The sequence below is a fragment of the Kitasatospora cineracea genome (genome assembly GCF_003751605.1).
Lineage (GTDB): Bacteria > Actinomycetota > Actinomycetes > Streptomycetales > Streptomycetaceae > Kitasatospora > Kitasatospora cineracea.
In genome coordinates this window covers 314,958-338,292 of record NZ_RJVJ01000003.1, presented here as the reverse complement: position 1 = coordinate 338,292, position 23,335 = coordinate 314,958, and the positions used below count along the sequence as shown (strand labels likewise).

The 23,335-nt window shown below is 75.1% G+C and carries 21 protein-coding genes; 6 read left to right on the top strand and 15 right to left on the bottom strand.

The genetic code is table 11. From position 1 onward, the window contains the following. Nucleotides 1-24 precede the first annotated feature (24 nt). Entirely contained in the window at nucleotides 25-579 is a 555-nt protein-coding gene (locus EDD39_RS35700; protein ID WP_030461201.1) for a TetR/AcrR family transcriptional regulator, read from the top strand. Continuing rightward, the gene (locus EDD39_RS35695) at nucleotides 576-2,309 is read left to right on the top strand and encodes an MFS transporter (protein WP_244257476.1); all 1,734 of its coding nucleotides are present in this window, start codon (nucleotides 576-578) and stop codon (nucleotides 2,307-2,309) included. Before EDD39_RS35700 ends, EDD39_RS35695 begins: the two co-directional genes overlap by 4 nt. A gap of 7 nt (nucleotides 2,310-2,316) precedes the next feature. Here the strand turns inward: EDD39_RS35695 and EDD39_RS35690 are convergent, their stop codons facing one another. Then, entirely contained in the window at nucleotides 2,317-4,002 is a 1,686-nt protein-coding gene (locus EDD39_RS35690; protein WP_208765751.1) for an alpha/beta hydrolase, read from the bottom strand. A 293-nt stretch (nucleotides 4,003-4,295) separates the two neighbouring features. On the opposite strand from EDD39_RS35690, the gene EDD39_RS40020 reads away from it, so the two are divergent. Beyond that, entirely contained in the window at nucleotides 4,296-4,991 is a 696-nt protein-coding gene (locus tag EDD39_RS40020) for a hypothetical protein (protein ID WP_162870320.1), read from the top strand. Nucleotides 4,992-5,096: 105 nt separating this feature from the next. Here the strand turns inward: EDD39_RS40020 and EDD39_RS35680 are convergent, their stop codons facing one another. Continuing rightward, a complete protein-coding gene (locus EDD39_RS35680) occupies nucleotides 5,097-5,396 on the bottom strand; it encodes a hypothetical protein (protein WP_123563734.1) in 300 nt (99 codons plus the stop codon). A gap of 241 nt (nucleotides 5,397-5,637) precedes the next feature. Here EDD39_RS35680 and EDD39_RS35675 point away from each other — a divergent pair, with 241 nt between their 5' ends. Beyond that, nucleotides 5,638-6,750 (top strand): right-handed parallel beta-helix repeat-containing protein, encoded by a 1,113-nt coding sequence (locus EDD39_RS35675; protein WP_123563733.1) that lies wholly within the window; start codon nucleotides 5,638-5,640, stop codon nucleotides 6,748-6,750. A 27-nt stretch (nucleotides 6,751-6,777) separates the two neighbouring features. Further along, nucleotides 6,778-7,842 (top strand): methyltransferase, encoded by a 1,065-nt coding sequence (locus tag EDD39_RS35670; RefSeq protein WP_425269807.1) that lies wholly within the window; start codon nucleotides 6,778-6,780, stop codon nucleotides 7,840-7,842. 61 nt (nucleotides 7,843-7,903) lie between these two features. On the opposite strand, the gene EDD39_RS35665 is transcribed toward EDD39_RS35670, so the two are convergent. Genes EDD39_RS35665 through EDD39_RS35620 form a run of 10 tightly spaced genes read right to left on the bottom strand, consistent with a single transcriptional unit; the run spans nucleotide 7,904 to nucleotide 16,656 of the window. Next, nucleotides 7,904-9,268: an acetyl-CoA carboxylase biotin carboxylase subunit gene (locus EDD39_RS35665; protein ID WP_123563732.1), complete on the bottom strand. Its 1,365-nt coding sequence runs from the start codon at nucleotides 9,266-9,268 to the stop codon at nucleotides 7,904-7,906. 9 nt (nucleotides 9,269-9,277) lie between these two features. Further along, nucleotides 9,278-9,775 carry an acetyl-CoA carboxylase biotin carboxyl carrier protein gene (locus EDD39_RS35660; RefSeq protein ID WP_123563731.1) on the bottom strand — a complete coding sequence of 166 codons (498 nt, stop codon included), beginning with the start codon at nucleotides 9,773-9,775 and terminating at the stop codon, nucleotides 9,278-9,280. Further along, nucleotides 9,772-11,454 carry an acetyl-CoA carboxylase, carboxyltransferase subunit beta gene (gene accD / locus EDD39_RS35655; protein ID WP_123563730.1) on the bottom strand — a complete coding sequence of 561 codons (1,683 nt, stop codon included), beginning with the start codon at nucleotides 11,452-11,454 and terminating at the stop codon, nucleotides 9,772-9,774. Before accD ends, EDD39_RS35660 begins: the two co-directional genes overlap by 4 nt. Nucleotides 11,455-11,495: 41 nt before the next feature. Then, nucleotides 11,496-11,825 carry a TcmI family type II polyketide cyclase gene (locus EDD39_RS35650; protein WP_123563729.1) on the bottom strand — a complete coding sequence of 110 codons (330 nt, stop codon included), beginning with the start codon at nucleotides 11,823-11,825 and terminating at the stop codon, nucleotides 11,496-11,498. After that, the gene (locus EDD39_RS35645; protein WP_123563728.1) at nucleotides 11,822-12,280 is read right to left on the bottom strand and encodes an SRPBCC family protein; all 459 of its coding nucleotides are present in this window, start codon (nucleotides 12,278-12,280) and stop codon (nucleotides 11,822-11,824) included. The genes EDD39_RS35650 and EDD39_RS35645 overlap by 4 nt, the downstream gene beginning before the upstream one ends. Before the next feature lies 1 nt (nucleotide 12,281). Further along, nucleotides 12,282-12,536 carry an acyl carrier protein gene (locus EDD39_RS35640; protein ID WP_123563727.1) on the bottom strand — a complete coding sequence of 85 codons (255 nt, stop codon included), beginning with the start codon at nucleotides 12,534-12,536 and terminating at the stop codon, nucleotides 12,282-12,284. 28 nt (nucleotides 12,537-12,564) lie between these two features. After that, nucleotides 12,565-13,785 (bottom strand): beta-ketoacyl synthase N-terminal-like domain-containing protein, encoded by a 1,221-nt coding sequence (locus EDD39_RS35635; RefSeq protein WP_123563726.1) that lies wholly within the window; start codon nucleotides 13,783-13,785, stop codon nucleotides 12,565-12,567. Further along, a complete protein-coding gene (locus EDD39_RS35630; protein ID WP_123563725.1) occupies nucleotides 13,782-15,047 on the bottom strand; it encodes a beta-ketoacyl-[acyl-carrier-protein] synthase family protein in 1,266 nt (421 codons plus the stop codon). Before EDD39_RS35630 ends, EDD39_RS35635 begins: the two co-directional genes overlap by 4 nt. Then, the gene (locus EDD39_RS35625) at nucleotides 15,044-15,472 is read right to left on the bottom strand and encodes a cupin domain-containing protein (RefSeq protein WP_123563724.1); all 429 of its coding nucleotides are present in this window, start codon (nucleotides 15,470-15,472) and stop codon (nucleotides 15,044-15,046) included. Before EDD39_RS35625 ends, EDD39_RS35630 begins: the two co-directional genes overlap by 4 nt. Nucleotides 15,473-15,522: 50 nt before the next feature. Further along, a complete protein-coding gene (locus tag EDD39_RS35620; RefSeq protein WP_123563723.1) occupies nucleotides 15,523-16,656 on the bottom strand; it encodes a SchA/CurD-like domain-containing protein in 1,134 nt (377 codons plus the stop codon). 270 nt (nucleotides 16,657-16,926) lie between these two features. Here EDD39_RS35620 and EDD39_RS35615 point away from each other — a divergent pair, with 270 nt between their 5' ends. After that, nucleotides 16,927-18,585, top strand: coding sequence for an FAD-dependent oxidoreductase (locus EDD39_RS35615; protein ID WP_123563722.1), 1,659 nt, complete (start codon nucleotides 16,927-16,929; stop codon nucleotides 18,583-18,585). 30 nt (nucleotides 18,586-18,615) lie between these two features. Here the strand turns inward: EDD39_RS35615 and EDD39_RS35610 are convergent, their stop codons facing one another. From EDD39_RS35610 to EDD39_RS35600, 3 genes are all read right to left on the bottom strand, one after another. Further along, entirely contained in the window at nucleotides 18,616-20,058 is a 1,443-nt protein-coding gene (locus EDD39_RS35610) for an MFS transporter (protein ID WP_123563721.1), read from the bottom strand. A gap of 93 nt (nucleotides 20,059-20,151) precedes the next feature. Continuing rightward, entirely contained in the window at nucleotides 20,152-20,604 is a 453-nt protein-coding gene (locus EDD39_RS35605; RefSeq protein WP_123563720.1) for a hypothetical protein, read from the bottom strand. Nucleotides 20,605-20,690: 86 nt separating this feature from the next. Continuing rightward, complete coding sequence (locus tag EDD39_RS35600; protein WP_123564071.1) at nucleotides 20,691-23,216, bottom strand: SpoIIE family protein phosphatase; 2,526 nt, start codon at nucleotides 23,214-23,216, stop codon at nucleotides 20,691-20,693. Nucleotides 23,217-23,335: the final 119 nt, after the last annotated feature.

Genomic DNA, 23,335 nt, shown 5'->3' with positions numbered 1-23,335 from the left:
TCTCACTTGCGCTACCCTTATCTCATGGCAACCGACCGCGACTCCGTCCTGGAGGCAGCCGTGGGCATCCTGTCCCGGCGCCCGACGGCCCATCTCGACGAGATCGCCCGCGCCGCCGGCATCAGCCGCGCCACGCTGCACCGGATCTTCCCGGGCCGCGAGGCCCTGATCCTCGAGGTGGGCGCCCTCGGCCTGCGCCGTTTCTCCGCCGCGCTCGACACCGCGCGGGTCGAGGAGGGCAACGCCGAGGCCGCGCTGCGCCGCCTGGTGGACGCGGTGGTGCCGGATGCCGCGCTGTGCGCCTTCCTGGCCGGGGAGAACCAGCTGTACGACCACGAGGAGATCAACGACCTCTGGGAGCTCCAGGACGCCCGGGTCCGCGCGCTGTTCCTGCGCGGCCAGCAGGAGGGGGTGTTCCGCGTCGAGCTCTCGGCCGCCTGGCTGAGCGAGGCGTTCTTCGACCTGGTGGCCGGCATCGGCTGGGCCGTGCAGGAAGGCCGGCTCGCCCCCCGCGAAAGCGCGTTCTCGCTCGCCGAGCTGTTCCTCGGCGGTGCTCTACGGAGATCTGATACCCCATGAGTTCCACCCCCGTCGTCACCCGGCCCGTCCACCGCTGGGCCGGTCTCGGCGTCCTCGTGCTCGCCGTCACCCTGGTGGCGGTGGACGCGACGGTGCTCTCCCTCGCCATCCCCTCGATCACCGAGACCCTCCGCCCGTCCGGCACCCAGCTGCTCTGGATCGGCGACGTCTACTCCTTCGTGCTGGCCGGCCTGCTGGTGTCGATGGGCGCGCTCAGCGACCGGCTGGGCCGCAAGCGGGTGCTGCTGGCGGGTTCGGCCGCGTTCGGCGCGGCCTCGCTGCTGGCGGCGTACGCGCCGGGCCCGGGCTGGCTGATCGTGGCCCGGGCGCTGCTGGGCGTGGCGGGCGCGACGATCATGCCGTCCACGCTGTCGCTGATCCGCACGCTGTTCCCGGACGCGAAGGAGCGGGCCACCGCGATCGGCGTCTGGGGCGCGGGCGCGGCGGCCGGTGCCGCGCTGGGCCCGCTGGTGGGCGGTGTGCTGCTGGAGCACTTCTGGTGGGGGTCGGTGTTCCTGCTGAACCTGCCGGTGATGGTGCTGCTGCTGGCGCTCGGTGGCTGGCTGCTGCCGGAGTCCCGCGATCCGCGTCCGGGCCGGTGGGACGTGGGGAGCGTGCTGCTCTCGATGGCCGGTGTGATCGGCGTGGTGTACGGCGTCAAGGAGTTCGCCGTGCACGGCCTGGAGCAGTGGACGGCTCCGGTGGTGTTCGTGCTGGGCGCGGCCGCGCTGGCGGTGTTCGTACGGCGCCAGCTCCGCCTGGAGACCCCGCTGCTGGACGTCCGGCTGTTCCGGAACGCGCGCTTCACGGCCGCGGTGGTGTCCTCGCTGATCTGCCTGATCGGCCTGTCCGGTGTGATCTTCTTCATGTCGCAGTACCTCCAGCTGGTCCGCGGCTACTCGCCGCTGCACGCGGGCTTCGCCGAGATGCCGGCCTTCGTCGGCTCGGTGGCGGGCGGTCTGCTGACGGCCCGGCTGGTGCGGCGCGCGGGCGCCCGCCGGGTGCTGACGGCGAGCCTGTTCGTGATGGGCCTGGGCATCGGCGTGCTGGGCTTCGTCCGGGTGGACAGCGCCTACCTGCTGCTCGGCTCGTCCTTCCTGGCGCTGGGCACCGCCGAGGGCGTGGTGTACACGCTCTCCTCGGACCTGGTGCTGGGTGCCGCCCCGGCCGACAAGGCGGGTGCCGCCTCGGCCGTGTCGGAGACGGCGTACGAACTGGGCGCGGCGCTGGGCATCGCCCTGGTCGGCTCGATCGTGACGGCCCTGTACGCGGGGTCGCTGTCCGTCCCGGCGGGTACCGACCCGGCGCTCGCGGAACAGGCCGGCCAGTCGCTGGGTGGCGCGATCGAGGCCGCGGCCGCCCTTCCGGCGGGCCCGGCCGGGCAGTTGCTCACCACCGCGAACAGCGCGTTCGTGCACGGGATCACGGTCGCGGCCTGGGTCTCGGCGGTCCTGCTGCTGGGCGCCGCCGCCCTCGCCCACCACCTCCTGCGCACCCGCCCCGACCGCCCCGCGGAAACCACCGGCACCGCGCGGCCGAGCGCGGAAACCACCGCCACCACGCGGCCCGCCGCAGGAACCACCGGCACCGCGCAGCCCAGCGCGGAAACCACCGCCACCACGCAGCCCGCCGCAGGAACCACCGGCACCGCACGGCCCAGCGCGGAAACCACCGGCACCACGCAGCCCGCCGCGGAGGCGGAAACCGCCGGCACCCCCGCGCACCGCTGACGCCCCGTCAGGGGTGGTCCGCCAGGTACGCCACTAGCCGGTCGGTGTCCTGCTGGGTCCACCCCTCGGGCGGCGCGATCCGCGCCCACGCCTCGGCGGGCATCAGCCCGTAGCGGTGCCCGTGCCCCTCGGGCACCGCCTCGGAGGCGGCCAGGTCGCAGGTGACCTGCCAGAACGTCACCAGCGGGTACCACCGCATGGTCGGGGAGACGTCGTGGGCCCGCTGCCCGTTCAGCCACTCGGGTCGGCGCCAGACCAGCGCGGGTTCCCACCACACCACCGGGTCGCTGCCGTTCTGCAGGTAGACCACCCGCGGCTGTTCCCAGGCGGCGCCGGCCGGCACCGCGAAGTCGGAGGGCTGCTGGGCGAACCGCACGTGCTGTCCGTCCCGGTAGACCGGCCGCCAGACGGGGCTGCCGGTCTGCCGCAGGTCGGTGACCGTCTCCCGCAGCGGGTTGTCGGGGGTGGGCCCGACCAGCAGCGCTCCCCCGGTCTGCCCGGTCAACTGCTCGACGCCGCCGGGGAAGGCCCGCTCGGTGGCGTACGAGCCGAGGCTCTCGCCGGCCACCATCAGCCGGGGCCGGGAGTCGGCGGGCAGTTGCGACCAGTGCGCGTGCACCGCGTCGTACAGGGCCTTCCCGGCGTCGGTCGCCTCGCCCTCGGTGAGGAAGGAGATCCAGCTCGGCAGGTACGAGTACTGGAAGGCGACCTCGGCGCTGTCGCCGTCGTACAGGTACTCCACCGGTCTGGCGATCCGCTCGTTGACCCAGCCGCTGCCGGTGGTGCCCAGCACCACCAGCACCTTGCGCCGGAAGCCCCCGGCGCGGTCGAGTTCGGCGACCGCGCGCCGGGCCCGCTCGGCCAGTCCGGCGGTGGTCCGGGCGCCCTCGGCGAAGCCCGTCCCGTCCACCGACCGCAGTCCGACGTACGCCCGGACCGGGTCCAGGGCCGGGCGTCCGGTGAAGCCGGAGATCTGCGCGGCGGTGGGGGCGCGGCCGACGAAGTCGCGGCCCTTCGCACCGAGGCCGGCCCAGCTCTCGTACGACTCGGGGCTGCCGGACAGGGTCGGCGACAGCGGCTGTTCGACGCCGGGCGAGGTGGTGCGGTCGGCCAGCGCGGCGCCGCGTTCGGCCAGGTCGAGCAGCCCGCGCAGCAGGAAGCCCTCGACGAAGCCGACCACCAGGACGGTGGCGAGGGCGGCGGCCCCGGCGGCGGCCGCCCAGTTCGGGACGGCGCGGCCGAGGATCCGCCGCAGCCGGCGGGTGCCGAGCCGGACCGCCCGGGCGCACAGCACCAGCAGCGCGCCGAGCAGCAGGGCGACCGGCAGCACCAGGGCCCACTGCCACCAGCCGATCCGCGGGTCCATGCCGACGGCCCTCCGCAGGTCGCCCTGCCAGCGCACGCTCCACGCGGTGACGGCCACCACCGCGCCGCCGCCGGCCACGGCCAGCACCCACCAGCCGGCCCGCCGCACCCGCTCCTCGATCTCCGGGCCGCACGCCCGGACCACGTACCCGGAGAACGCCCCGATGCCGTAGCCGAACACGGCGGTGATCGCCCCGGCGGCGGCCTGCAGGTACCAGGGTCGGGGCAGCAGCGAGGGGGTGAAGGACAGTCCGTAGCACAGCAGCGCCCCGGCCAGCGCGCCCCAACTCGGCCACCGCCGTACGATCCGCTCCCCCGCTGCCGCCACCCGCCGCCTCCCGTCCTGTCCTGTCCTGTCCCGGCGCCCGCACCGTCGCCGCCGCGCACCCGCCGCGGCCCGCCATACGTATCTCGCCGCCCGCACCGCCGATCTGACGGGCCGTCGGACTCCTCCCAATGGCGCAGCGCCGCTGGCCCCGGGGGCCGCCGGGCTCCGACGATGGGGACGTAGGGCGGAGGCGGACGTCCGGTTCCGCATGTCCGGACGCGGGCCGTGGGCCTGCCGGAACGACCGCGGCGCGCACGGGCCCGGCGCGGTTCTGAACGAGAGGGTGCATCGGGATGCGAGACGCGGAGCGGAACGGTTCGGGCCGGGGGCTGGTCCGGCAGGGGCCGGTGGGGCCGCCGCAGCGGCACCCGGTGCGGCGGCGCCCGGTGCGGCGCGGGCTGCGGCTGTCGCTGGCGGTGGCCGGCGCGGCCGCCGGGATCGCGGTGATCGCGGCCTGCGGCGGCACCTCGGGCGAGAACCCGGTGCAGGCGGCGATGTCGACGTTCACCGTCGGGGCGTCGCCGGAGGCGGCGAACTTCTCGGGCGAGCCGCCGTCCGCCTTCGCGTCCGCGCACGAGTCGGCGCTGGCCTCGGTGTCGGCCGCGGAGGCCAGCGCCTCCGAGCGCGCGGCCTCCTTCGAGGCGTCCGCCAACGCCCAGTTGGCGGCCACCCGGGCGAAGGCCGCGGAGGTGCTGGCGGCCGTCCCGGACGCGGGCAACGCGATGACGGACGTGACGCTGACCGGTGTGCCGAACTCGACCTCCGGCGACCTGACCGCGGCGATCATCACGGTCACCAACAGCACCACCGAGACCCGGTCCTACGCGATCCAGGTCGACTTCACCGACAGCACCGGCAAGAGCGTGGACAGCCAGGTGCTCGGCGTGGAGCACCTGGCGGCGGGCGCGACGGCCAACCCGGTGGCGTTCAGCAAGCTGGGCAAGGACACCAACCTGCTCCCGGTGGTGGTCAAGGCCTACCGCTACTGACCGGGCGCCGAACGCCGGTGTGCCTGCCGCTCGACCGGTCGAGCGGCAGGCACACCGGCGTTCGGCCGGTCCGTCGTCCCGGTACCGGGTCGACGGGCCACCGGGTCAGTTGACGGAGCGGAGGATGACGTCCTCGTAGTCCCAGGCCGGGTCCTCGGCGCCGTCCGGTCCGACGGCGGTCTCAAGACCGCTCTCGAGGCCGTTCTCAAGACCGCTCTCAAGAGCGGTCCCAAGGCTGCTCTCGCCGCCGGCCTCGACGCCGGCGACGGGTTCCGCGAACCCGAGATCGGTGCGGGGACCGGCGTGGAAGTCGGTGCGGAGGTCGGTGCGGCCGGCGCCGGCGGGGCGCAGTTCGGCGGCCAGGAGTTCGGTCTGCTCGACGGTTCGTCCATTCTGCGTGTCCATGGATCCATAGTGGTTCGGGCCGCCGGTACGGGCCCGCTGCCCGGCCGCAGAGCCCCCCGATCGGGTGTACGGGTGGTACCCGCCTCCCCCTTTCCGGCCATCGCCACCCGGTCGGCGGGTGCGGGCAACCCGTGCGCGCCAACCCGGCTGGCCGGGCCCGGGGCGCGACCATAGCTTCGAGGCGGCGGACCGGCCCGCATGCCGTCCGTGACCGCGACGTCTGGAAGCCGGCTGCTCTTCGATGACTGCTCTCCTCTCTCCGGCGCGCCCGCTGATCCGGGCCGCTGCCGTTCTGCTGTCCTGTGCCGCCACGGTGCCCGCCGGGCTGGCCGCCGCCCCGGCCGCGGCGGCCCCCACCGGCCCGGCCGTGTACCGGGTCGCGCCCGGCGCCTCCGTCCAGGCCGCCCTGGACGCGGCCGCCCCCGGCGACGTGGTGGAGCTCGCCGCGGGCCGCTACCCGGGCAGCGTGACCCTCTCCACCGACCGCGTGACCCTGCGCGGCCAGGGCGTCGCCACCGTCCTGGTGCCCGATTCGGCCGACCGCGGCGCCTGCGCGCGGGCCGGCGACGGCGTGTGCGTGACGGGCAGTTCGGACCCGCAGGGCGCGCCGGTGCACACGGTGTCGGGGGTGGTGGTGGAGGCCCTGGCGGTCGCGGGCTTCCCCCGCAACGGCGTGGGCGCGGCCGTCACCGACCGGCTGACGGTGCGCGGGGTGGCGGCGCACGACAACGGCCTGCAGGGCATCAGTGTCGAGATGTCGACCCGTACCGCGCTGACCGACAACGAGGCCCGGGACAACGGCCAGGCGGGGATCTTCGTCGCCAACTGGTACGACCGCAAGGGCGGTGCGCTGGAGACCCTCGGCACCGAGGTGTCGGAGAACCGGCTGACCGGCAACCGGATCGGCCTGCAGCTGCGCCGGGTGCGCGGGCTGACGGTGGCGGCCAACCTGGCGTCCGGGAACTGCGGCGGCGTGTTCGTGGTCGGCGACGACGGGGTGCCGCGGGCGGGGGCGCTGACCGTGCGGGACAACGTGGTGCGGGCGAACAACCGGTACTGCCCGCCCAATCCGCGGCTCGACTTCGTCCAGGGCACCGGCATCCTGCTGACCGGCACCGAGGACGTCACGGTCTCCGGCAACCAGGTCAGCGACCACACCGGCGCGTCCCCGATGTCGGGCGGCATCGTGCTGTACCCGAGCGTGGTCGGCGCGCCCAACGCCCGGGCCACCGTCACCGGGAACGCGCTGCGCGACAACCGGCCCGCCGACCTCGCCGACCGGGATCCGCGCGGCACCGGCAACACCTTCACCGGCAACGTCTGCGGCGCCTCAGAGCCCGCCGGCCACTGCTGATCCCCATCCGTCCTCCGAAGAAAGGCCATGCCCGTGACTTCCGCCCCCACCGCCCCGCCGAACCCGACCGCACCCCAGGCCCCGGCCGTCCCACCCGCGATGCTGCTGCGCGAGCTGGTGTTCGGCGCCGCCTGCGCGGGCGCGGTCCGCGCCGCCGCGAGCCTGCGGCTGCCGGACGTGCTGGAGCAGGAGCCCGCCACCGCCGAGGAGTTGGCCGGTCGGCTGGACGTCGAGCCCGGCCCGCTGCGGCGGCTGCTGCGCGCGCTGGCCTGCTACGAGGTGTTCGCCGAGGACGCCGACGGCCGCTACCGGCACACCCCGCTGTCGCGCCTGCTGCGCGCCGACGAGCCGGGCAGCCTGCGCGACATCGCCCTGTGGTGCACCGAGCCGTGGACCTGGCAGTCCTGGTCCCGGCTGGACGACGCGGTGCGCACCGGGCGCAGCGTGTTCGGCGACGCCTTCGGCAAGGAGTTCTTCCAGTACCTGCACGACGACGCGCCGGAGTCCGCCGCGCTGTTCAACCGGGCGATGACCCAGTCCAGCCGCCAGTCCGCGCAGGACCTGGCGGGTTTCCTCGACCTGGCGGGCGTCGCCTCGGTGGCCGACATCGGCGGCGGCCAGGGCCAGGTGCTGGCCGAGCTGATGGAGCGCCACCCCGGCCTGCACGGCACCCTGCTGGACCTGCCGAAGGTGGTCGAGCACGCGGACCCGCGGCTGCTGCCGGGCGGTTCGCTGGCCGACCGGGTCCGGCTGGTGCCCGGGGACTGCCGCACCGCCGTGCCGGTGCAGGCGGACCTGTACCTGGTGAAGAACATCCTGGAGTGGGACGACGACTCCACCCGCCGGACGCTGCGCAACCTGCGCCAGGTGGCCCGGCCGGGCGCCCGGGTGGTGATCGTGGAGAACCTGGTGGACGACTCCCCCTCGATGCGGTTCACCACCGCGATGGACCTGCTGCTCCTGCTGAACGTCGGCGGCGCCAAGCACACCCTGGGCAGCCTGACCGCGCTGATCGCCGAGTCCGGCCTGCGGCTGGACGCGGTCGCCCCGGTCAACCCGTACCTGCACGCCTTCTCCTGCACCGTGCCGTAGCGGGACGTGACGGAAGGGGCCGCCCGGAGCGTTCCGGGCAGCCCCTTCCGTCACGTCCGGGTCAGTGCGCGGCGGCTTCCTCGGCGGCCATCTCGGCGACCAGCCCGGTGGTGTGCCGGCCGGCCCGGAAGCGCGGGTCGGCGAGGGTGCGGCGCAGGTAGCCGGTGGTGGTGCGGACGGTGGGGCCGTCGATCCGGAACTCGCCGAGGGCCCGGTCGAGCCGGGCGATCGCCTGTTCGCGGTCGGGCGCCCAGGCGACGGTCTTGGCCAGCAGCGAGTCGTAGTCGGGGCCGATCAGCCAGCCCGGGTAGGCGTGGGTGTCGACCCGGACGAACGGGCCGCCGGGCGGGACGAACTCGGTGAGCAGCCCGGGGGTGGGCAGGAAGCCGCGGTCGGGGTCCTCGGCGTTGACCCGGGCCTCGACGGCGGCGCCGCGCGGCCGGACGGCGTCCTGGCGCAGGGTGAGCGGTTCACCGGCGGCGATGGTGAGCTGTTCGCGGACCAGGTCGATGCCGGTGACCATCTCGGTGACGGGGTGCTCGACCTGGAGCCGGCAGTTGACCTCCATCAGGTAGAAGGAGGCGTCGGGGGCGAGCACGAACTCGAAGGTGGCGGCGCCGACGTAGCCGACGGCGAGCGCGCCGCGGACGGCGGCGGCGCAGATCTCGCGGCGCAGCGGGTCGGGCAGGTTGGGCGCCGGGGACTCCTCGATCAGCTTCTGGTGGCGGCGCTGCACGGAGCAGTCGCGTTCGGCGAGGTGGACGGCGTTGCCGTGGCTGTCGCAGAGCACCTGGACCTCGATGTGCCGGGCGCCGTCCACGTAGCGTTCCAGGTAGAGCCGTTCGTCGCCGAAGACGGCGCGGGCGTGGGCCCGGGTCTCCTGGTAGGCGCCAGCCAGGTCGGCGTCGTCGCGGACCACGGCCATGCCGCGTCCGCCGCCGCCGGCCACCGCCTTGAGGATGACGGGGTAGCCGACCCGGGCGGCGGTGGCGCGGGCCTCGGCGGGGCTGCGGACGGCGCCGGCCGAGCCGGGCAGCACGGGCAGTCCGGCCTCGCCCATCAGGCGGCGGGCGACGGCCTTGTCGCCGAGCTGCTCCATGACGCGCGGCGGCGGGCCGATGAAGGTCAGGCCGTTGGCCTCGCAGATCTCGGCGAAGTCGGGGTCCTCGGAGAGGAAGCCGTAGCCGGGGTGGACGGCCTCGGCGCCGGTGAGCTTGGCGGCCTCGACGATGGAGGGGATGTGCAGGTAGCTGAGCCTGGCGGCGGCCGGTCCGAGGTGGACGGCGCGGTCGGCGAAGCGGACCACCGCCGAGTCGCGGTCGGCGGTGGAGTACAGGGCGACGGTGCGGATGCCCATCTCCCGGCAGGTGCGGGCGATCCGCAGGGCGATCTCGCCGCGGTTGGCGATCAGCACGGTGGAGAACACGCCGCCCCCTCAGGCCGGCTCGACGGCGATCAGCCGCTGCTGGAACTCGACGGGCGTGCCGTCCTCGGCCAGGATCTCCACCACCCGCCCGGCGGTGTCGGCCTCGACGGGGCTCATCATCTTCATCACTTCGAGGATGCCGATCGGCTGGCCGACCGCCACGGTGTCGCCGACGCTGACGAACGGCGGCGCGCCGGGCTCGGGCGAGCGGTAGAAGGTGCCGACCATCGGCGCGCGCACGTGCCGGGCGGTGCCCTCGTCGAGCGGTTCGTCCGCCGCGGGGGGAGCGGCCGTGACGACCTGCTGCTCCCCGACCGGCCATTCGACCTCGACGGCGGTGCCCAGGTGTTCGAGCCGGATCCGGCTGGGCGGCCGGGTGGTGGTGCGGGCGAGTTCGGCGATGCTGCGGCACAGCGCGGTGAGGTCGGCGACCGGGTCCGTGGCGGCGCCGTCGCCGGTCAGGGTGATCCGGCCGCGCTGGGCCTCGTGCTTCACCTCGACGGTCATGGCTGGCTCCAATCTGCCGCGGCCGCGCCGGTGTCGGTGCCGTAGCGGTGGAAGCGGGCCCGGCGGTCGGCGCGCAGCCGGTCCGGGTCCCAGGGGATCAGTTCGTGCAGGGCCGCGGTGACGGCGGCCTCCAGCAGGTCGGCGGCGGCGGCGTGGTCCTGGTGGGCGCCGGCCGGCGGTTCGGGGACGATGCCGTCGACGACGCCGAGGCTGAGCAGGTCGCCGGGGTGCAGCCGGAGCGAGGCGGCGGCCGCGGGGGCGGCCTGCGGGTCCTTCCACAGGATGGCGGCGCAGCCCTCGGGGCTGATCACCGAGTAGGTGCCGTTGGCGCAGACCAGCACCCGGTCGGCGACGGCCAGGGCGAGCGCGCCGCCGCTGCCGCCCTCGCCGATCAGCACGGCGACGATCGGGACGGGCAGCCGGGCCATCAGCCGGAGGTTCTCGGCGATGGCGGCGGCCTGTCCGCCGGTCTCGGCCTCGGGGCCGGGGTTGGCGCCGGGGGTGTCGATCAGGGTGACGACGGGCAGGCCGAGTTTGGCGGCGAGCCGCATCAGCCGGGCGGCCTTGCGGTAGCCGGAGGGCTGGGCCATGCCGAAGTTGCGGCGGCGGCGCTCGCCCAGGTCGGGGCCGCCCTTGTGGTGGCCGATCAGGACGACGGGGGTGCCGGCCAGCCGTCCGGTGCCGGCCACGATGGCGGGGCAGTCCTCGGCGAGCCGGTCGCCGTGCAGTTCCTGGAAGTCGTCGACCAGGCGGCGGACGTAGTCGAGGGTGGTGGGCCGTTCGGGGTGCCGGGCGAGCCGGACGCTGTGCCAGGGGTCGCGGCCGACCAGGTCGTCGGCGGCGCGCAGGATGGCGGCGCCGTCGCCGGGCGGCAGCGGGCCGGTGACGGCGCGCAGGCCGAGCAGCCGGCCGAGGACGGGGCGCAGGCCGACCCGGGGGACGACGTCGTCGATCATGCCGTGGGCGAGCAGGAACTCGGCGGTCTGGAAGCCCTCGGGCAGTTTCTCGCCGGTGGTCTGTTCGATGACGCGCGGCCCGGCGAAGCCCATCCGGGCACCGGGTTCGGCGAGGATCACGTCGGCGAGGGTGGCGAAGGAGGCGGCGACGCCGCCGTAGGTGGGGTCGGTGACGATCGAGACGGTGAGGACGCCGGCCTCGTCGAGTTCGGCCATCGCCTGGGCGGTCTTGGCCATCTGCATCAGCGACAGCACGCCCTCCTGCATCCGGGCGCCGCCGCTGGCGGTGACCAGCACCAGCGGGACGCGCCGTTCCAGGCTGGTGCGGGCGGCGTGGGTGATCAGGGCGCCGACGGCGCAGCCGAGGCTGCCGCCGAGGAAGCGGAAGTCCATCACGGCGGCGACGCAGGGCTGGCCCTCGACCGTGCCGGCGGCGCACAGCACGGCCTCGGGCAGGCCGGTGTCGGCGCGGGCCCGTTCGAGGCGTTCGGCGTAGGGGCGGCTGTCGACGAAGCCGAGCGGGTCGTGCAGGGCGGGCACCGGTCCGATGCTCTCGGCGGTGCCCGGGTCGAGCAGCTGCTCGAGCCGCTCGGGGGCGGTGAGCCGCCCGTGGTGCCCGCAGTCGGGGCACACGTGCAGGGTGCGCGTCCAGCGTTTGCCGTAGACCAGGGCGCCGCAGCCTGCGCAGCGCACCCAGTCCGCCGGTTCGGTCCGCTCGGCCACGGCGGCTCTCCCTTCCCTGCTGCGTACGTGCGTACGGCGGTTCAGCGGTCCCAGCGGTAGAACTCGTGCGCCATGGCGTCCTTGGGGCTGCGCCAGGTCGCCGGGTCGTAGGCGTCGACGTAGACCGCGAGGCGTTCGCTGACGTCGCGGAACTCGGGGTGCGCGGCGTACCTGGCGACCTCCGGTCCGGCGGGGCGTTCGGACTCGATGAGGTGCAGGTAGACGTCGCCGAACTGGAACAGGCTGCGGCCGGTGACGCCGATCAGGCCGGGCAGGGCGCCGCGGTCGGAGTCGGCGAAGACGCCGGCGATGTGGTCGGCGGTGCCGGGCTTCATCCGGGCGACGATCAGGGTGCGGTGCGGCTCGCTCATCCGGTCGCTCCGGCGCGGTGCTCGACCTTGGCGCGGATCAGCTCCATCTGGACCTTGGAGTTCTGGTTGATCCGGTCGGTCATGCCCTGGTCGTCGACGGGGGCGGTGGGCTTCATGGCGAAGTCCTGGATCCAGCGCATGCTGGTGCCCTGCGGGTGCTCCTCGTACTCCCAGCGGATCTCCATGAACTCGAACGGGCCGGGTTCGACCCGGCGGGCCCGGACGGTGAGCTTGTCGCGGTCGGTCTCGCGCTCGGAGACCCAGCTCCAGACCTGGCCGTTCTCGTCGGGGTGCATGGTGAGCCGGAAGCGGACCAGCTGGCCCTGCCGGTCGAGGACCTCGACGGAGGCGTACTCGCTGAACAGCTGGGGCCAGTTCTCCAGGTCGTTGGTGACGTCCCAGACCAGGTCGAGGGGCGCGTTGATGACGATCGTGTTGTCGGTGTGTCCGGGCATCTCAGGCACCAGCCTTCACGGAGGAGTTGACGGTCTGCAGGAACTCGGCGACGGGGCGGCCGAGCAGGTCGGAGGAGTCGATGGAGACGCCGTAGCGGTTCTCCACGTCGGCGAGGACGCCGAGCACGCCGAGCGAGTCGACGCCCAGGTCGAGGAACATGCAGCCGGGGTCGGCGAGTTCGTCGACGGTGACCGCGACGCCGGCCCGGGTCTTGATCAGGGTGGCGAGTTCCTCGTAGGTGATCTCGGAGGACATGTGGTGCTCCTTCGGGGTTCGGGACGGATCAGGGGCGGCGCAGCAGCAGGGCGCTGTTGGAGCCCATCAGGCCGCGGCTGAGCACCAGGGCGGTGCGCAGTTCGGCGGAGCGCGGGTAGCCGGTGACCAGGTCGAGGCCGTGCGGGCAGTCCGCGGTGTGCGGGGTGGGTGGGACGAGGCCGTGTTCGAGGGCGAGCACGGCGGCGGCGACGTCCAGCGCTGGGGCGCCGCAGTGGGCGCGGCCGAGGCCGGCCTTGGGGGCGGTGACGGGGACTCGCCCGGCGTGGTCGCCGAGGGCGTCGGCGAGGGCGAGCGCCTCGGCGCGGTCGGCCTCGGGGACGCCGAGTGCGTCGGCGAAGACCACGTCGACCTCGTCGGGGGCGCAGCGCGCTTCGGCGAGGGCGCCGCGGATCGCGTGGGCGAGTCCTTCGCGGCTCTCGCTCCAGCGGGCGGCGCCGGTGAAGGTCGCGGTGTGCCCGGCGATCCGGGCCCGGGGGCGGGCGCCGCGCAGGCGGGCGGTGTGCTCGTCCTCGACGACGAACATGGCGCCGCCCTCGGCGGGGACGAAACCGGCCGCGTCGCTGCCGAACGGGCGGTAGGCGCGTTCGGGGTCCTCGGTGGTGGACAGTCCGGGGTAGCCGAGCTGGCAGACCATCGAGTAGGGGGCGACGGGGGCTTCGGCGGCGCCGGCCAGCACGGCGTCGGTGCCGCGGGCGACGGCCCGGGCGGCGTGCGCGAGGGCGTCGAGGCCGCCGGCCTCGTCGGAGGCGACCACGCCGCAGGGGCCCTTGAAGCCGCCGCGGATGGAGATCTGGCCGGTGGAGGCGGCGTAGAACCAGGCGATCGACTGGTAGGGGCCGACGTGGTGCGGACCCTCGGCCCACAGGTGCTGGAGTTCGCGCTGGCCGAACTCGCCACCGCCGGAGCCGGCCGCGGTGACCACGGCGACGGTGAACGGGTCGTCGGGGTGGTCGGCCAGGTCGGCGTCGGCCATGGCGAGTTCGGCCGCGGCCATGGCGAAGTGGGTGAACCGGTCGGTCTGGACGAGGTAGCGCGGTTCGACGTACTCCTCGGCGTCGAAGCCGCGGACCAGGCCGGCGACCTTGAGCGGCAGGTTCTCGCAACCCTCCCGGTCGATCGGGCCGAGCGCCGAGCGGCCCTCGCACAGGGCCTTCCAGTAGTCGTCGGCGCCGATGCCGTTGGGCGCGACCACGCCGACTCCGGTGATCACCGCGCAGCGTTGGTTCATGCGGCCGCCTCCACCCTGCTCAGCACCACCGCGGACTGGAAGCCGCCGAAGCCGCTGCCGACCGACAGCACGTGGCGCAGCGGCAGTTCGCGGGCGGTGCGGGGGACGTAGTCGAGGTCGCACTCGGGGTCGGGCTCGGTGTAGTTGGCGGTGGGCGGGACGACGCCGTGGTGCAGGGCGAGGGTGCAGGCGACGAGTTCGATGGCGCCGATCGCGCCGAGCGAGTGCCCGACCATCGACTTGATGGAGCTCATCGGGACGCGCCGGGCGTGCTCGCCGAGCGAGCGCTTGACGGCGGCGGTCTCGTGCCGGTCGTTCTGCTTGGTGCCGGAGCCGTGCGCGTTGACGTAGTCGACGGCCTCGCCGGGGAGTTCGGCGTGGGCCAGGGCCCGGTCGATGGCCCGGGACATCTCCAGGCCCTCCTGGGTGAGGCCGGTCATGTGGTACGCGTTGCCGAAGGTGGCGAAGCCGCCGAGTTCGGCGTAGATCCGGGCGCCGCGCCGCTCGGCGTGCTCCCACTCCTCCAGGACCAGGACGGCGCCGCCCTCGCCGAGCACGAAGCCGTCGCGGCCGGCATCGAAGGGGCGGGAGGCGTGCTCGGCGTCGTCGTTGCGGGCCGAGGTGGCCTTGATGGCGTCGAAGCAGGCGACGGTGATCGGGGAGATCGGCGAGTCGCAGGCTCCGGCGACGATCACGTCGGCGCGGCCCTCCTCGATGGCGAGGGCGGCGTAGCCGACGGCGTCCAGGCCGGAGGTGCAGCCGGTGGAGACGGTCTGCACGGGGCCGTGGGCGCCGATCTGCTCGGCGACGGCGGAGGCCAGGGTGGACGGGGAGAAGGCCCGCTCCAGGTGCGGCGCGGCGGGGGCGTGGTCGACGTCCCAGTGTTCGCCGCGGCCGCTGACCAGCACGTAGTCGCGCTCCAGCCGGGTGGTGCCGCCGACGGCGGTGCCGAGCGAGACGCCGATCCGCCAGGGGTCCTCGCGCGCCGGGTCGAGCCCGGCGTCGGCGACCGCCTCGGCGGCGGCGACCAGCGCGAACTGCACGTACCGGTCGTTGCGGGCGGTCTGTTCGGGGGTGAGGCCGTGGGCGGCGGGGTCGAAGTCGCACTCGGCGGCGATCCTGGAGCGGAAGCCCTCCGGGTCGAACAGGGTGATGCCGCGGGTGGCGGTGCGGCCCTCGGTGAGCAGTGACCAGAACCGGGGGACGCCGATGCCGCCGGGGGCGACCACGCCGATCCCGGTCACCGCGACCCGGCGGGTCACGAGGCCGCCCCGGCCGGTTCCGGCGGTCCCGCCTCGGCGGCGCTCTCCTCGGTGTCGACGTGCCCGAGCTCGGGGCGCGGCGCGAGCGGCCCGAGGTGGAAGACCATCCGGGCCTGGGTGGCGCCGACGTTGCGGAAGCGGTGCCGCATCCCGATCGGGATCATCAGGCCCTCGTCGGGCCGCAGCCGCTGCGGCACGCCGTCCAGGTCGACCTCCAGCTCGCCGGAGATCACGAACACGAACTCCTCGGAGTACGGGTGGTAGTGCTCGCCGATCCGGTCACCCGGTTCGACGATCGCCACGCCCATGAATCCGCTGGTGGCGCCGACCGCCGGCGGGGTGAGCATGGCCCGCAGGTCGCCGCCGCGCTTGCGGTTGGGGGGCGCGTCGTCGACGTGGACGATGCGTGGCATCTCGGTGGTCACGGTGGGTTCCTCTCGTGGCGGGCGTGCGGGGGGGGGCTGAGAGCGGCCGGTCAGTCCTCGGCCGAGCTGCGGTCGGTGACGAGGGCCATCGAGCACTCGGCGAGCAGGCGGCGCAGGCCGTCGGGGGTGCGCTCGGCGGGTTCGGCGAGCTTGCCGAGGACGGCGGCGGCGCGCGGGCCGGCCAGGCCGAGGGCGGCGGCCGGGTCGTCGGCGGGGTCGGTGAGCAGGTCGACCAGCCGGACCACCAGGTCGTCGTGCCGGTAGACGGTGGCGCGCACCAGCGGGCCGCCGGGGTCGGCGGCGGCGTGCTCGTCCTCCTCGGCCAGCAGCTCGGCGAGGGCCGCGCCGGCGCCGGGGCGGACGGGGTACAGGTAGGCGTGCCGCTGCACCGGGCCGCTCCGGAGGGCGGCGTGGTGGTGGACGGCGGGCAGTGCGGCGCGCTGGAAGAAGTCGCGGGCGGAGAGCGGGTCGTCCAGGTCGCGGTCCTCCTCCAGGTAGGGGTTGAGCGCCTCCTCGACGGCCCGCACCCCGGGCTGCCGGGCGACGTGCCGCAGCGCGGTGGGCAGGTCGCCGGCCACCTCCACGCAGCGCACGACCCGGTTGCCGTGCATGAACAGCGAGGTGCGCAGCAGGCGGGTGGTGTCGTCGACCCGGGCCTGCGGGGAGCGGTAGCCGGCCAGCAGTTCGGCGGCCCTGGCCTCGGCGCCGGGCTTGACGGTGAAGCTGAGCGCGTGCCGGACCACGCCGTCCGGGCCGGGGCGCGGCACGCCGGGGACGCCGGGGTGGTGCTCGCCGGGGCGCAGCGGTGGGACGGTGGTGTCGGTGGCGGTGGTGCCGTGGGTCTCGCGCAGCACGGTGTAGCGCAGCGAGCGGGTGTCGCGGACGCAGCCGTGCATCGGCTTGACCATCTCGCGGTGGGCGGGGCTGTCGACCCAGGCGAGGAACGGTTCGGCGCTCTCCCACTCGCTGGTGATCAGCCAGCGGGACGGGTCGTCGATGGACTGGCAGAGCTGGTCGCTGACGTGGCCGGGGACGGCCGAGACCTGGTAGCGCAGCAGCTCGTAGGCGTCCAGGAAGCGGTCCTGGGCGCCTTCGTAGACCTCCAGCATCAGGATGACGCGGAGCCGGCCCGGGGTGGGCCGGCCCGTGGTGGTGGTCTCCTCGGGTTCGGAGAGCAGGGTCATGTCGGCGGTTCCTGTCGTCGGTTCGCGGTTGGTCCGCGGCGTGTTCGCGGTTCGGTTACGAAGGGCCCTTCGCCGGTTTCGTGGACGGGCCTCGGGCGGCCGGGCCGGTCGGCGGAGCGGGCGGCGGTTCGCCCTCGATCGTCACGGCGGGGCGGGGGCGGCGCGAGACTTCGCGGCCATCCGGGCGACGTACCCTGCGTGGCCGCCCGCGGCGGGGGATGGATGTCGGGTCTGGCGCATCCCGCGCCCCGCACGGATGGAGCAGAGCTGATGAACACACAGATGGCGGACCGGGTGCCGGTCCTGATCGCGGGGGGTTCGCTGGTCGGGCTGTCGGCCTCGCTCTTCCTCGGCCGGCTCGGCGTGCCGCACCTGCTGGTGGAGCGGCACGCCGAGACCTCCCGGCACCCGCGCGGCCGCGGGAACAACCTCCGCACCATGGAGCTGTTCCGGGGTGCCGGCGTCGAGCAGGACGTCCGGGACGCGGCGTCCGTGCTGGCCGACAACCACGGCATCCTGCAGGCCGAGACGCTCTCCGGCGGGGAGCAGGAGTGGCTGTTCCGGGAGATCGACCCCGGCGGGGGGCTGGCCAGGTTCAGCCCGTCCTCGTGGTGCCTGTGCAGCCAGAACGACCTGGAGCCGGTGCTGCTGCGGCACGCCGCCGAACGCGGCGACGTGCGGTTCAACACCGAGCTGCTCTCCTTCGCCCAGGACGCCGACGGGGTGACGGCCCGGCTGCGGGACCGGGCCACCGGCGAGGAGCAGGAGGTGCGGGCCGATTACCTGCTCGCGGCGGACGGGCCGCGCAGCCCCGTCCGGGAGCGGCTGGGCATCGGGCAGTCCGGGCGCGGCGACCTGTTCCACAACGTCTCGGTGACCTTCCGGGCCAAGCGGTTGGCCGAGGTGGTCGGCGACCGGCGCTTCATCGCCTGCTACCTGACCGCCCCGGACGGCGCGGGCGCGCTGCTGCCGGTCGACAACCGCGAGCAGTGGGTCTTCCACCTGCCCTGGCACCCCGAGCGCGGCGAGGCCGTCGAGGACTTCACCGACGCCCGGTGCACGGCGCACATCCGGGCCGCGGCCGGGGTGCCCGACCTGGACGTGGAGATCACCGGCCGGGCGCCCTGGCACGCCGCCGAGCGGGTCGCCGACCGGTACCGCACCGGGCGGGTCTTCCTGTGCGGCGACTCCGCCCACGAGATGCCGCCGACCGGGGCGTTCGGCTCCAACACCGGCATCCAGGACGCGCACAACCTGGCCTGGAAGCTGGCCGCGGTGCTCGGCGGCTGGGGCGGGCCGCGCCTGCTGGAGTCGTACGAGGCGGAGCGGCGGCCGGTGGCCGTGCAGACCGCGGCCCGGGCCGCGGCACGGTCGGTCGAGCACCAGCACCCCGGCTTCGACGCGGCGCCGGTGGGCGGGCCGCGCACCAACGTGCTGGCGGTGGCGCTCGGCTACCGGTACACCGAGGGCGCGCTGGTCGGGGCGGACGCCACCGCCGGGGTGATCCCGGAGCGCTTCGCCGCGACCGGCGAGGTCGGCACCCGGGCCCCGCACCTGTGGCTGCGCGACCGGGACGGCGCCCGGCTCTCCACGCTCGACCTGTTCGTGCGCGAGCCCGTGCTGCTGGCGCCCGCGGCGGGCGGGGAGCAGTGGCCGGCGGCGGCGCGGGCGGTGGCCGAGGAGACCGGGGTGCCGATCCGCTGCGTGCTGCTCGGCGAGGGCGGCGACCTCGTCCCCGAGCCGGTGCCCGACGCCCCGGCCGGCCGGGGTCCGGCGGGGCCGGGCGGCTGGCCCGCGGTCTACGGCCTGCGGCCGGGCGGCGCCGTGCTGGTCCGCCCCGACGGCTTCGTCGGCTGGCGCGCCGTCAGCTCCGTCGGCGACCCGGTCGGCGCGCTGCGGGTGGCCGCCCTCGGCGTGGCGGGGCGGTAGGCCGGGCGGGCCTGGCCGGCTGCGCGCCGGTCAGGCCCGCCGTTCCCCGGACTCCCCGCGGGGCCGCTTGGTGAAGGGCTCGGCCGCGGCGAGGAGGGCGAGCAGGATGAAGGCGAGCACGACGGCGAGGCTGAGCTGGAAGGCCGTGGGGTAGTCGGCGGGGGTGTGGAGGTGGCCGAAGAAGGTGGCTCCGACGGTGGCGATGCCGGCGGCGGAGCCGATCCGCTGGGCGGTCTGCAGGACGCCGCCGGCCGATCCGGCCCGGGCGACGGGGACTTCGTTGAGGGTGAGGGCCTGGTTCGGGGAGACCACCAGGCCGCTGCCCAGGCCGGCCAGCAGGAGCGGCAGGGCGGTGGCCCAGCCGATCCCGGGGCCGTCGAAGAAGTGCACGGTGAGGGCGGCGAGCGCGAGGCCGACGGCGACGGTGGCCAGGCCGACCGCGATCAGGCGGCGGCCGTAGCGGGTGACCAGGCGGCCGCCGATGGTGGAGGCGATCGCCGAGGCGAGCGCGAACGGGGTGATGGCCAGGCCGGCCTGGAGGGCGGTGTAGTGGCGGCCGGACTGCAGGTAGAGGGTGAAGACGAAGAAGACCGCGGTGAACCCGGCGAAGTAGAGCAGCGAGACCAGCGCGCCGTAGGTGAAGGAGCGGGTGCGGAACAGCGCGGGGTGCACCAGGGGCTCGCGGTGGCGGGCGTAGTGGCCCTCCCAGCGGGCGAACCCGGCCAGCACCAGGGCGGCGGCGGCCAGCAGCAGCCACTTGCGGGCGCCGTGCCACTGGGACTGGACCAGCGGGAGCAGCAGCAGGACGGTGCCGGCGCCGAGCAGCAGCACGCCGACCGGGTCGAAGTCGCGGCGGGCGCAGGTGTCGGGGGTGGGGGCGGGCAGCAGGCGGCGGGCCAGCGGGAGGGCGGCGAGGCCGATCGGCAGGTTGACGTAGAAGACCCAGCGCCAGCCCTCGGCGGTGCCGAAGGCGGCGATCAGCAGGCCGCCGAGCAGCGGGCCGACGGCGGTGGAGAAGCCGATGGTGGTGCCGAGCAGACCGAAGGCGCGGGCCCGTTCGGCGCCGCGGAAGAGCTGCTGGATGAAGCCGGAGACCTGCGGGACCAGCAGCCCGCCGGACATGCCCTGCAGCAGCCGGGCGACGACCAGCCAGCTCTCCCCCTGGGCGGCGCCGGCCAGCGCGCTGGTGGCGGTGAACAGGGCCAGGCCGGCCAGGAAGACCGGGCGGCGGCCGATCGCGTCGCCGAGCCGCCCGGCGGGGACCAGGACGAGCCCGAAGGCCAGCGAGTAGCCGGAGAGCACCCATTGGAGTCCGGCCTCGGACATGTGCAGTCCGCTGCGCACGGACGGCAGGGCGACGTTGACGATCGACACGTCGAGCAGGGTCATGAAGCCGGCGACCAGGCACACCGCGAGAGCCCGCCAGCGGCGCACTTCCTCGGTGGCGGCGCCGACTGTCGTGGGCTGGGTCATCCGGGTTCCCTTCCGTCCGGCGTCCAGTCTCGGAGGAGGGGGCGGCGGCGGGCGGGCGGCGCGCCGGGGGTGGGCCGGTCGGCTGACGTCGGGTCAGGGGACGGGTGGCAGGTCGAGCGGGATGCTGCGGGCGTCGGCGGCGGCGGGCGGGGTGGCGCCGAGGTCGGTGAGGGTGGTGATCACCACGGAGTCGGGGCCGGGCAGCCAGTTGCTGGTCTTGGACTGGACGGTGACGGTCTGGGTCTGCGGGGTGCCGTCGCAGACCACCAGGGTCGGCGAGGTGCGGGTGGAGCCGAAGGCGATGGTGGCGGGGTCGTCGGGGTCGGTCTGCTCGACGGAGGTGTTCAGCGAGCGGGGCCGGTCGGTGGGCGCGCAGGTGTAGGCGAGGGTGACCCGGGCCCGGCTGGGGACCTTCGGGTCGATGACGGCGCCGGTGATCGAGATCGTGGTCGTGGCGGGGGTGCCGGCGGGGTCGTCGGCGGCGGTGGCCGGGGCGGCGGCGGTGAGGGCGAGCAGGCCGGCGGCGGCGAGGAGGCGGACGGGCACGGGGGGCCTTTCGGTCGGTGGCGGGATTGCCTCCGACTGTCCGTCAGTTCCGCGGTCCGGGCGAGCGGTCGGCGCCCGGGCGGGTGTCAGCCCGCCCGGTACGGGAGTTCGATCTCCGCCCAGACCACCTTGCCGTGCCGGGTGGGGCGGCTGCCCCAGCGGTGCGCGAGCTCGCTGATCAGGTGGATGCCGCGGCCGCCCTCGTCCTCCTCGGCGGAGCTGCGCAGCCGGGGCGGCTGGCCGCCGGCGTCGGAGACCTCCAGGGTGAGGGTGCGGTCGCGGAAGATCCGCAGCCGGCGCGGGGCGTCGGCGTGCAGCAGGGCGTTGGTGACGAGTTCGCTGACCACGAGTTCGGCGTAGTCGGTGAGTCCGGACAGGCCCCAGGTCTCCAGGGTGGCGCGGGTGAAGCGGCGGGCGCGGGCGGGCAGCGGGCCCTCGCTGGGCAGCAGCAGGGTGGCGATCCGGTCGGCGGGGACGGGCAGGACGCGGGCCATGATCATGGCGATGTCGTCCTCGGTCCCGTCGGTGACCAGGGCGGAGAGCGCGGCGTCGCAGCTCTCCTCCAGGGTGCGGCCGGGGACGGCGAGGGTGCGGGCGAGCAGGTCGATGCCCTCGTCGAGGTCGCGGCCGCGGCGCTCGACCAGGCCGTCGGTGTAAAGGGCGAAGGTGGAGCCGGGCGGCAGGGTGAACTCGATCGACTCGAAGCCGCCGCCGCCGACGCCGAGCGGGACGCCCGGCGGCAGCTCGATGACCTGGGCGGTGCCGTCGGGGTCGACTCGGACCGGCGGCAGGTGGCCGGCCGAGCAGACCACCACGCTGCGGTCGACCGGGTCGTACACGGCGCACACGCAGGTGGCGAACTGGCCCTCGCCGATCGCGGAGGCGGTCTCGTCGAGCCGGCCGAGGACCTGTTCGGGCGGCAGGTCGAGGGTGGCCAGGGTGCGGGCGACGGTGCGCAGTTGGCCCATGGTGGCGGCGGCCCGGATGCCGTGGCCCATCACGTCGCCGACCACCAGGGCGACGCGTCCGCAGGACAGCGGGACGACGTCGAACCAGTCGCCGCCGACCTCGCTGACCACGCTGGAGGGCAGGTAGCGGTGGGCGATCTCCAGGCCGAGGGTGCGGTGGATCTCCTGCGGGAGCAGGCTGCGCTGCAGGGTGAGGGCGGTCTCCCGCTCGCGCCGGTAGAGCCGGGCGTTGTCGATGGCCAGCGCGGTGCGGGCGACCAGTTCCTCGGCGAGCGAGACGTCGGCGGCGCCGAACGGCTCGGGGTTGCGGGTGCGGACGAACTCGGCGCCGCCGAGCACCATGCCGCGGGCGATCAGCGGCACCAGCAGGTAGGAGTGGATGCCGGCGGCGACGCCGGAGGCGACCCGGTCCGGGTCGGGCACCAGGCCGCGCAGCACCTCCTCGTCGACGTGCGGCTTGAGCAGCGGGCGGCCGCTGCGCAGGCACTGGGTGTAGACCCGGTGCGCGCCGTACTCGGTGGTCTCGCCGACGGTGTCGGAGACGGTGGTCAGCCCGGAGCCGTACGCCTCGCCGACCGCGACGGCGCGGACCTGGATGGACCGCTCGGGCTGGATCGGGGCGGGCTCCTCGCCCCGCAGCACCGGCTCCAGCAGGTCGACGGTGGCGAAGTCGGCGAACTTCGGGACGATCGCCTCGACCATCTCCTCGGCGGTGCGCTTGAGGTCGAGGGTGGTGCCGATCCGGGCTCCGGCCGCGGCGAGCAGGGTGAGGCGCTCCTGGGCGCGGGAGGCGCGGGCCTCGGCCTGGAAGCGCTCGGTGACGTCGATGATCGAGGAGGAGACGCCGAGCACCTTGCCGGTGGAGTCCTCCAGCCGGAAGTAGGACGCCGACCAGGCCCGGTCGCGGCGCGGGTCGCCGGGGACGCGCCCGTACGAGCGGGCGTCGACCACCGGTTTGCCGGTGGCGATGACCTGCCGCATCACGTTCTCGATCTCGGCGGCGTTGATGCCGGGCAGCACGGCGGAGATCCGGCGGCCGAGGTGCTCCTCGGCGCTGAGGCCGTTGATCCGGGCCAGCGCCTCGTTCAGCCGGACGAAGCGCAGGTCGGTGTCGTAGACGGCGAGGCCGATCGGGGACTGGTCGAAGAAGCCGTCCAGGACGGCCAGGTCGGACTCGACCTCGTGCAGCGCGTCGGTGTCGGAGGCGGTGGCCAGCAGCAGCGGGCGGCCGTCGGGGCCGGCCACCGGGTAGGTGTGGAACTCCAGCTCGACGGTGGAGCCGTCGCGGCGGCGCACGGGGTGGGTGCCGGACCAGCCGCGCCCGGCGACCAGCCGGTCGAACAGCTTCTCGGCGGCGGCCCGCTCCTGCTCGGGCAGCAGCAGCCGGACCGGGTGGGCGCCGATCGCCTCCTCGGCGGGCCAGCCGGTGAGCGCCTCGGCCTCCTGGCTCCAGTGCAGGATCCGGCCGTCCTCCTGGACCAGGGCGGTGGCCAGCGGGACCAGGCGGTGCCCGGCCAGGCGCGCGGAAGCGGCGCCCGCCGCGTCGCGGCCGGGCTTCTGTTCGAACCCGTGCGTGCTCAGTTGGCCACCTGCCCGGTACCTTCCCCGGTTCTGCCGGTAGTTCCGGCTTCCACCAGACTGCACGGCCCGCCGCACGCTGGCGACTGGTGGTCGTGCGGGCGGTCGGACCGAAGATGCGAGTGTGCTCGATCCGGACCGGTTCGGGCAAGGGTGTGACTCCCAACTGCCGGTCGGGGCCCGGT

What these genes read in the sequence shown, in the direction of transcription:
- EDD39_RS35700 (WP_030461201.1), top strand. Translation starts at nt 25, where the DNA reads ATGGCAACCGACCGCGACTCCGTCCTGGAGGCAGCCGTGGGCATCCTG.
- EDD39_RS40020 (WP_162870320.1), top strand. Translation starts at nt 4,296, where the DNA reads ATGCGAGACGCGGAGCGGAACGGTTCGGGCCGGGGGCTGGTCCGGCAG.
- EDD39_RS35650 (WP_123563729.1), bottom strand. Translation starts at nt 11,825, where the DNA reads ATGAGCGAGCCGCACCGCACCCTGATCGTCGCCCGGATGAAGCCCGGC.
- EDD39_RS35615 (WP_123563722.1), top strand. Translation starts at nt 16,927, where the DNA reads ATGAACACACAGATGGCGGACCGGGTGCCGGTCCTGATCGCGGGGGGT.
- EDD39_RS35660 (WP_123563731.1), bottom strand. Translation starts at nt 9,775, where the DNA reads ATGACCGTCGAGGTGAAGCACGAGGCCCAGCGCGGCCGGATCACCCTG.
- EDD39_RS35670 (WP_425269807.1), top strand. Translation starts at nt 6,778, where the DNA reads ATGCCCGTGACTTCCGCCCCCACCGCCCCGCCGAACCCGACCGCACCC.
- EDD39_RS35680 (WP_123563734.1), bottom strand. Translation starts at nt 5,396, where the DNA reads ATGGACACGCAGAATGGACGAACCGTCGAGCAGACCGAACTCCTGGCC.
- EDD39_RS35635 (WP_123563726.1), bottom strand. Translation starts at nt 13,785, where the DNA reads ATGAACCAACGCTGCGCGGTGATCACCGGAGTCGGCGTGGTCGCGCCC.
- EDD39_RS35640 (WP_123563727.1), bottom strand. Translation starts at nt 12,536, where the DNA reads ATGTCCTCCGAGATCACCTACGAGGAACTCGCCACCCTGATCAAGACC.
- EDD39_RS35695 (WP_244257476.1), top strand. Translation starts at nt 576, where the DNA reads ATGAGTTCCACCCCCGTCGTCACCCGGCCCGTCCACCGCTGGGCCGGT.
- EDD39_RS35610 (WP_123563721.1), bottom strand. Translation starts at nt 20,058, where the DNA reads ATGACCCAGCCCACGACAGTCGGCGCCGCCACCGAGGAAGTGCGCCGC.
- EDD39_RS35645 (WP_123563728.1), bottom strand. Translation starts at nt 12,280, where the DNA reads ATGCCCGGACACACCGACAACACGATCGTCATCAACGCGCCCCTCGAC.
- EDD39_RS35620 (WP_123563723.1), bottom strand. Translation starts at nt 16,656, where the DNA reads ATGACCCTGCTCTCCGAACCCGAGGAGACCACCACCACGGGCCGGCCC.
- EDD39_RS35675 (WP_123563733.1), top strand. Translation starts at nt 5,638, where the DNA reads ATGACTGCTCTCCTCTCTCCGGCGCGCCCGCTGATCCGGGCCGCTGCC.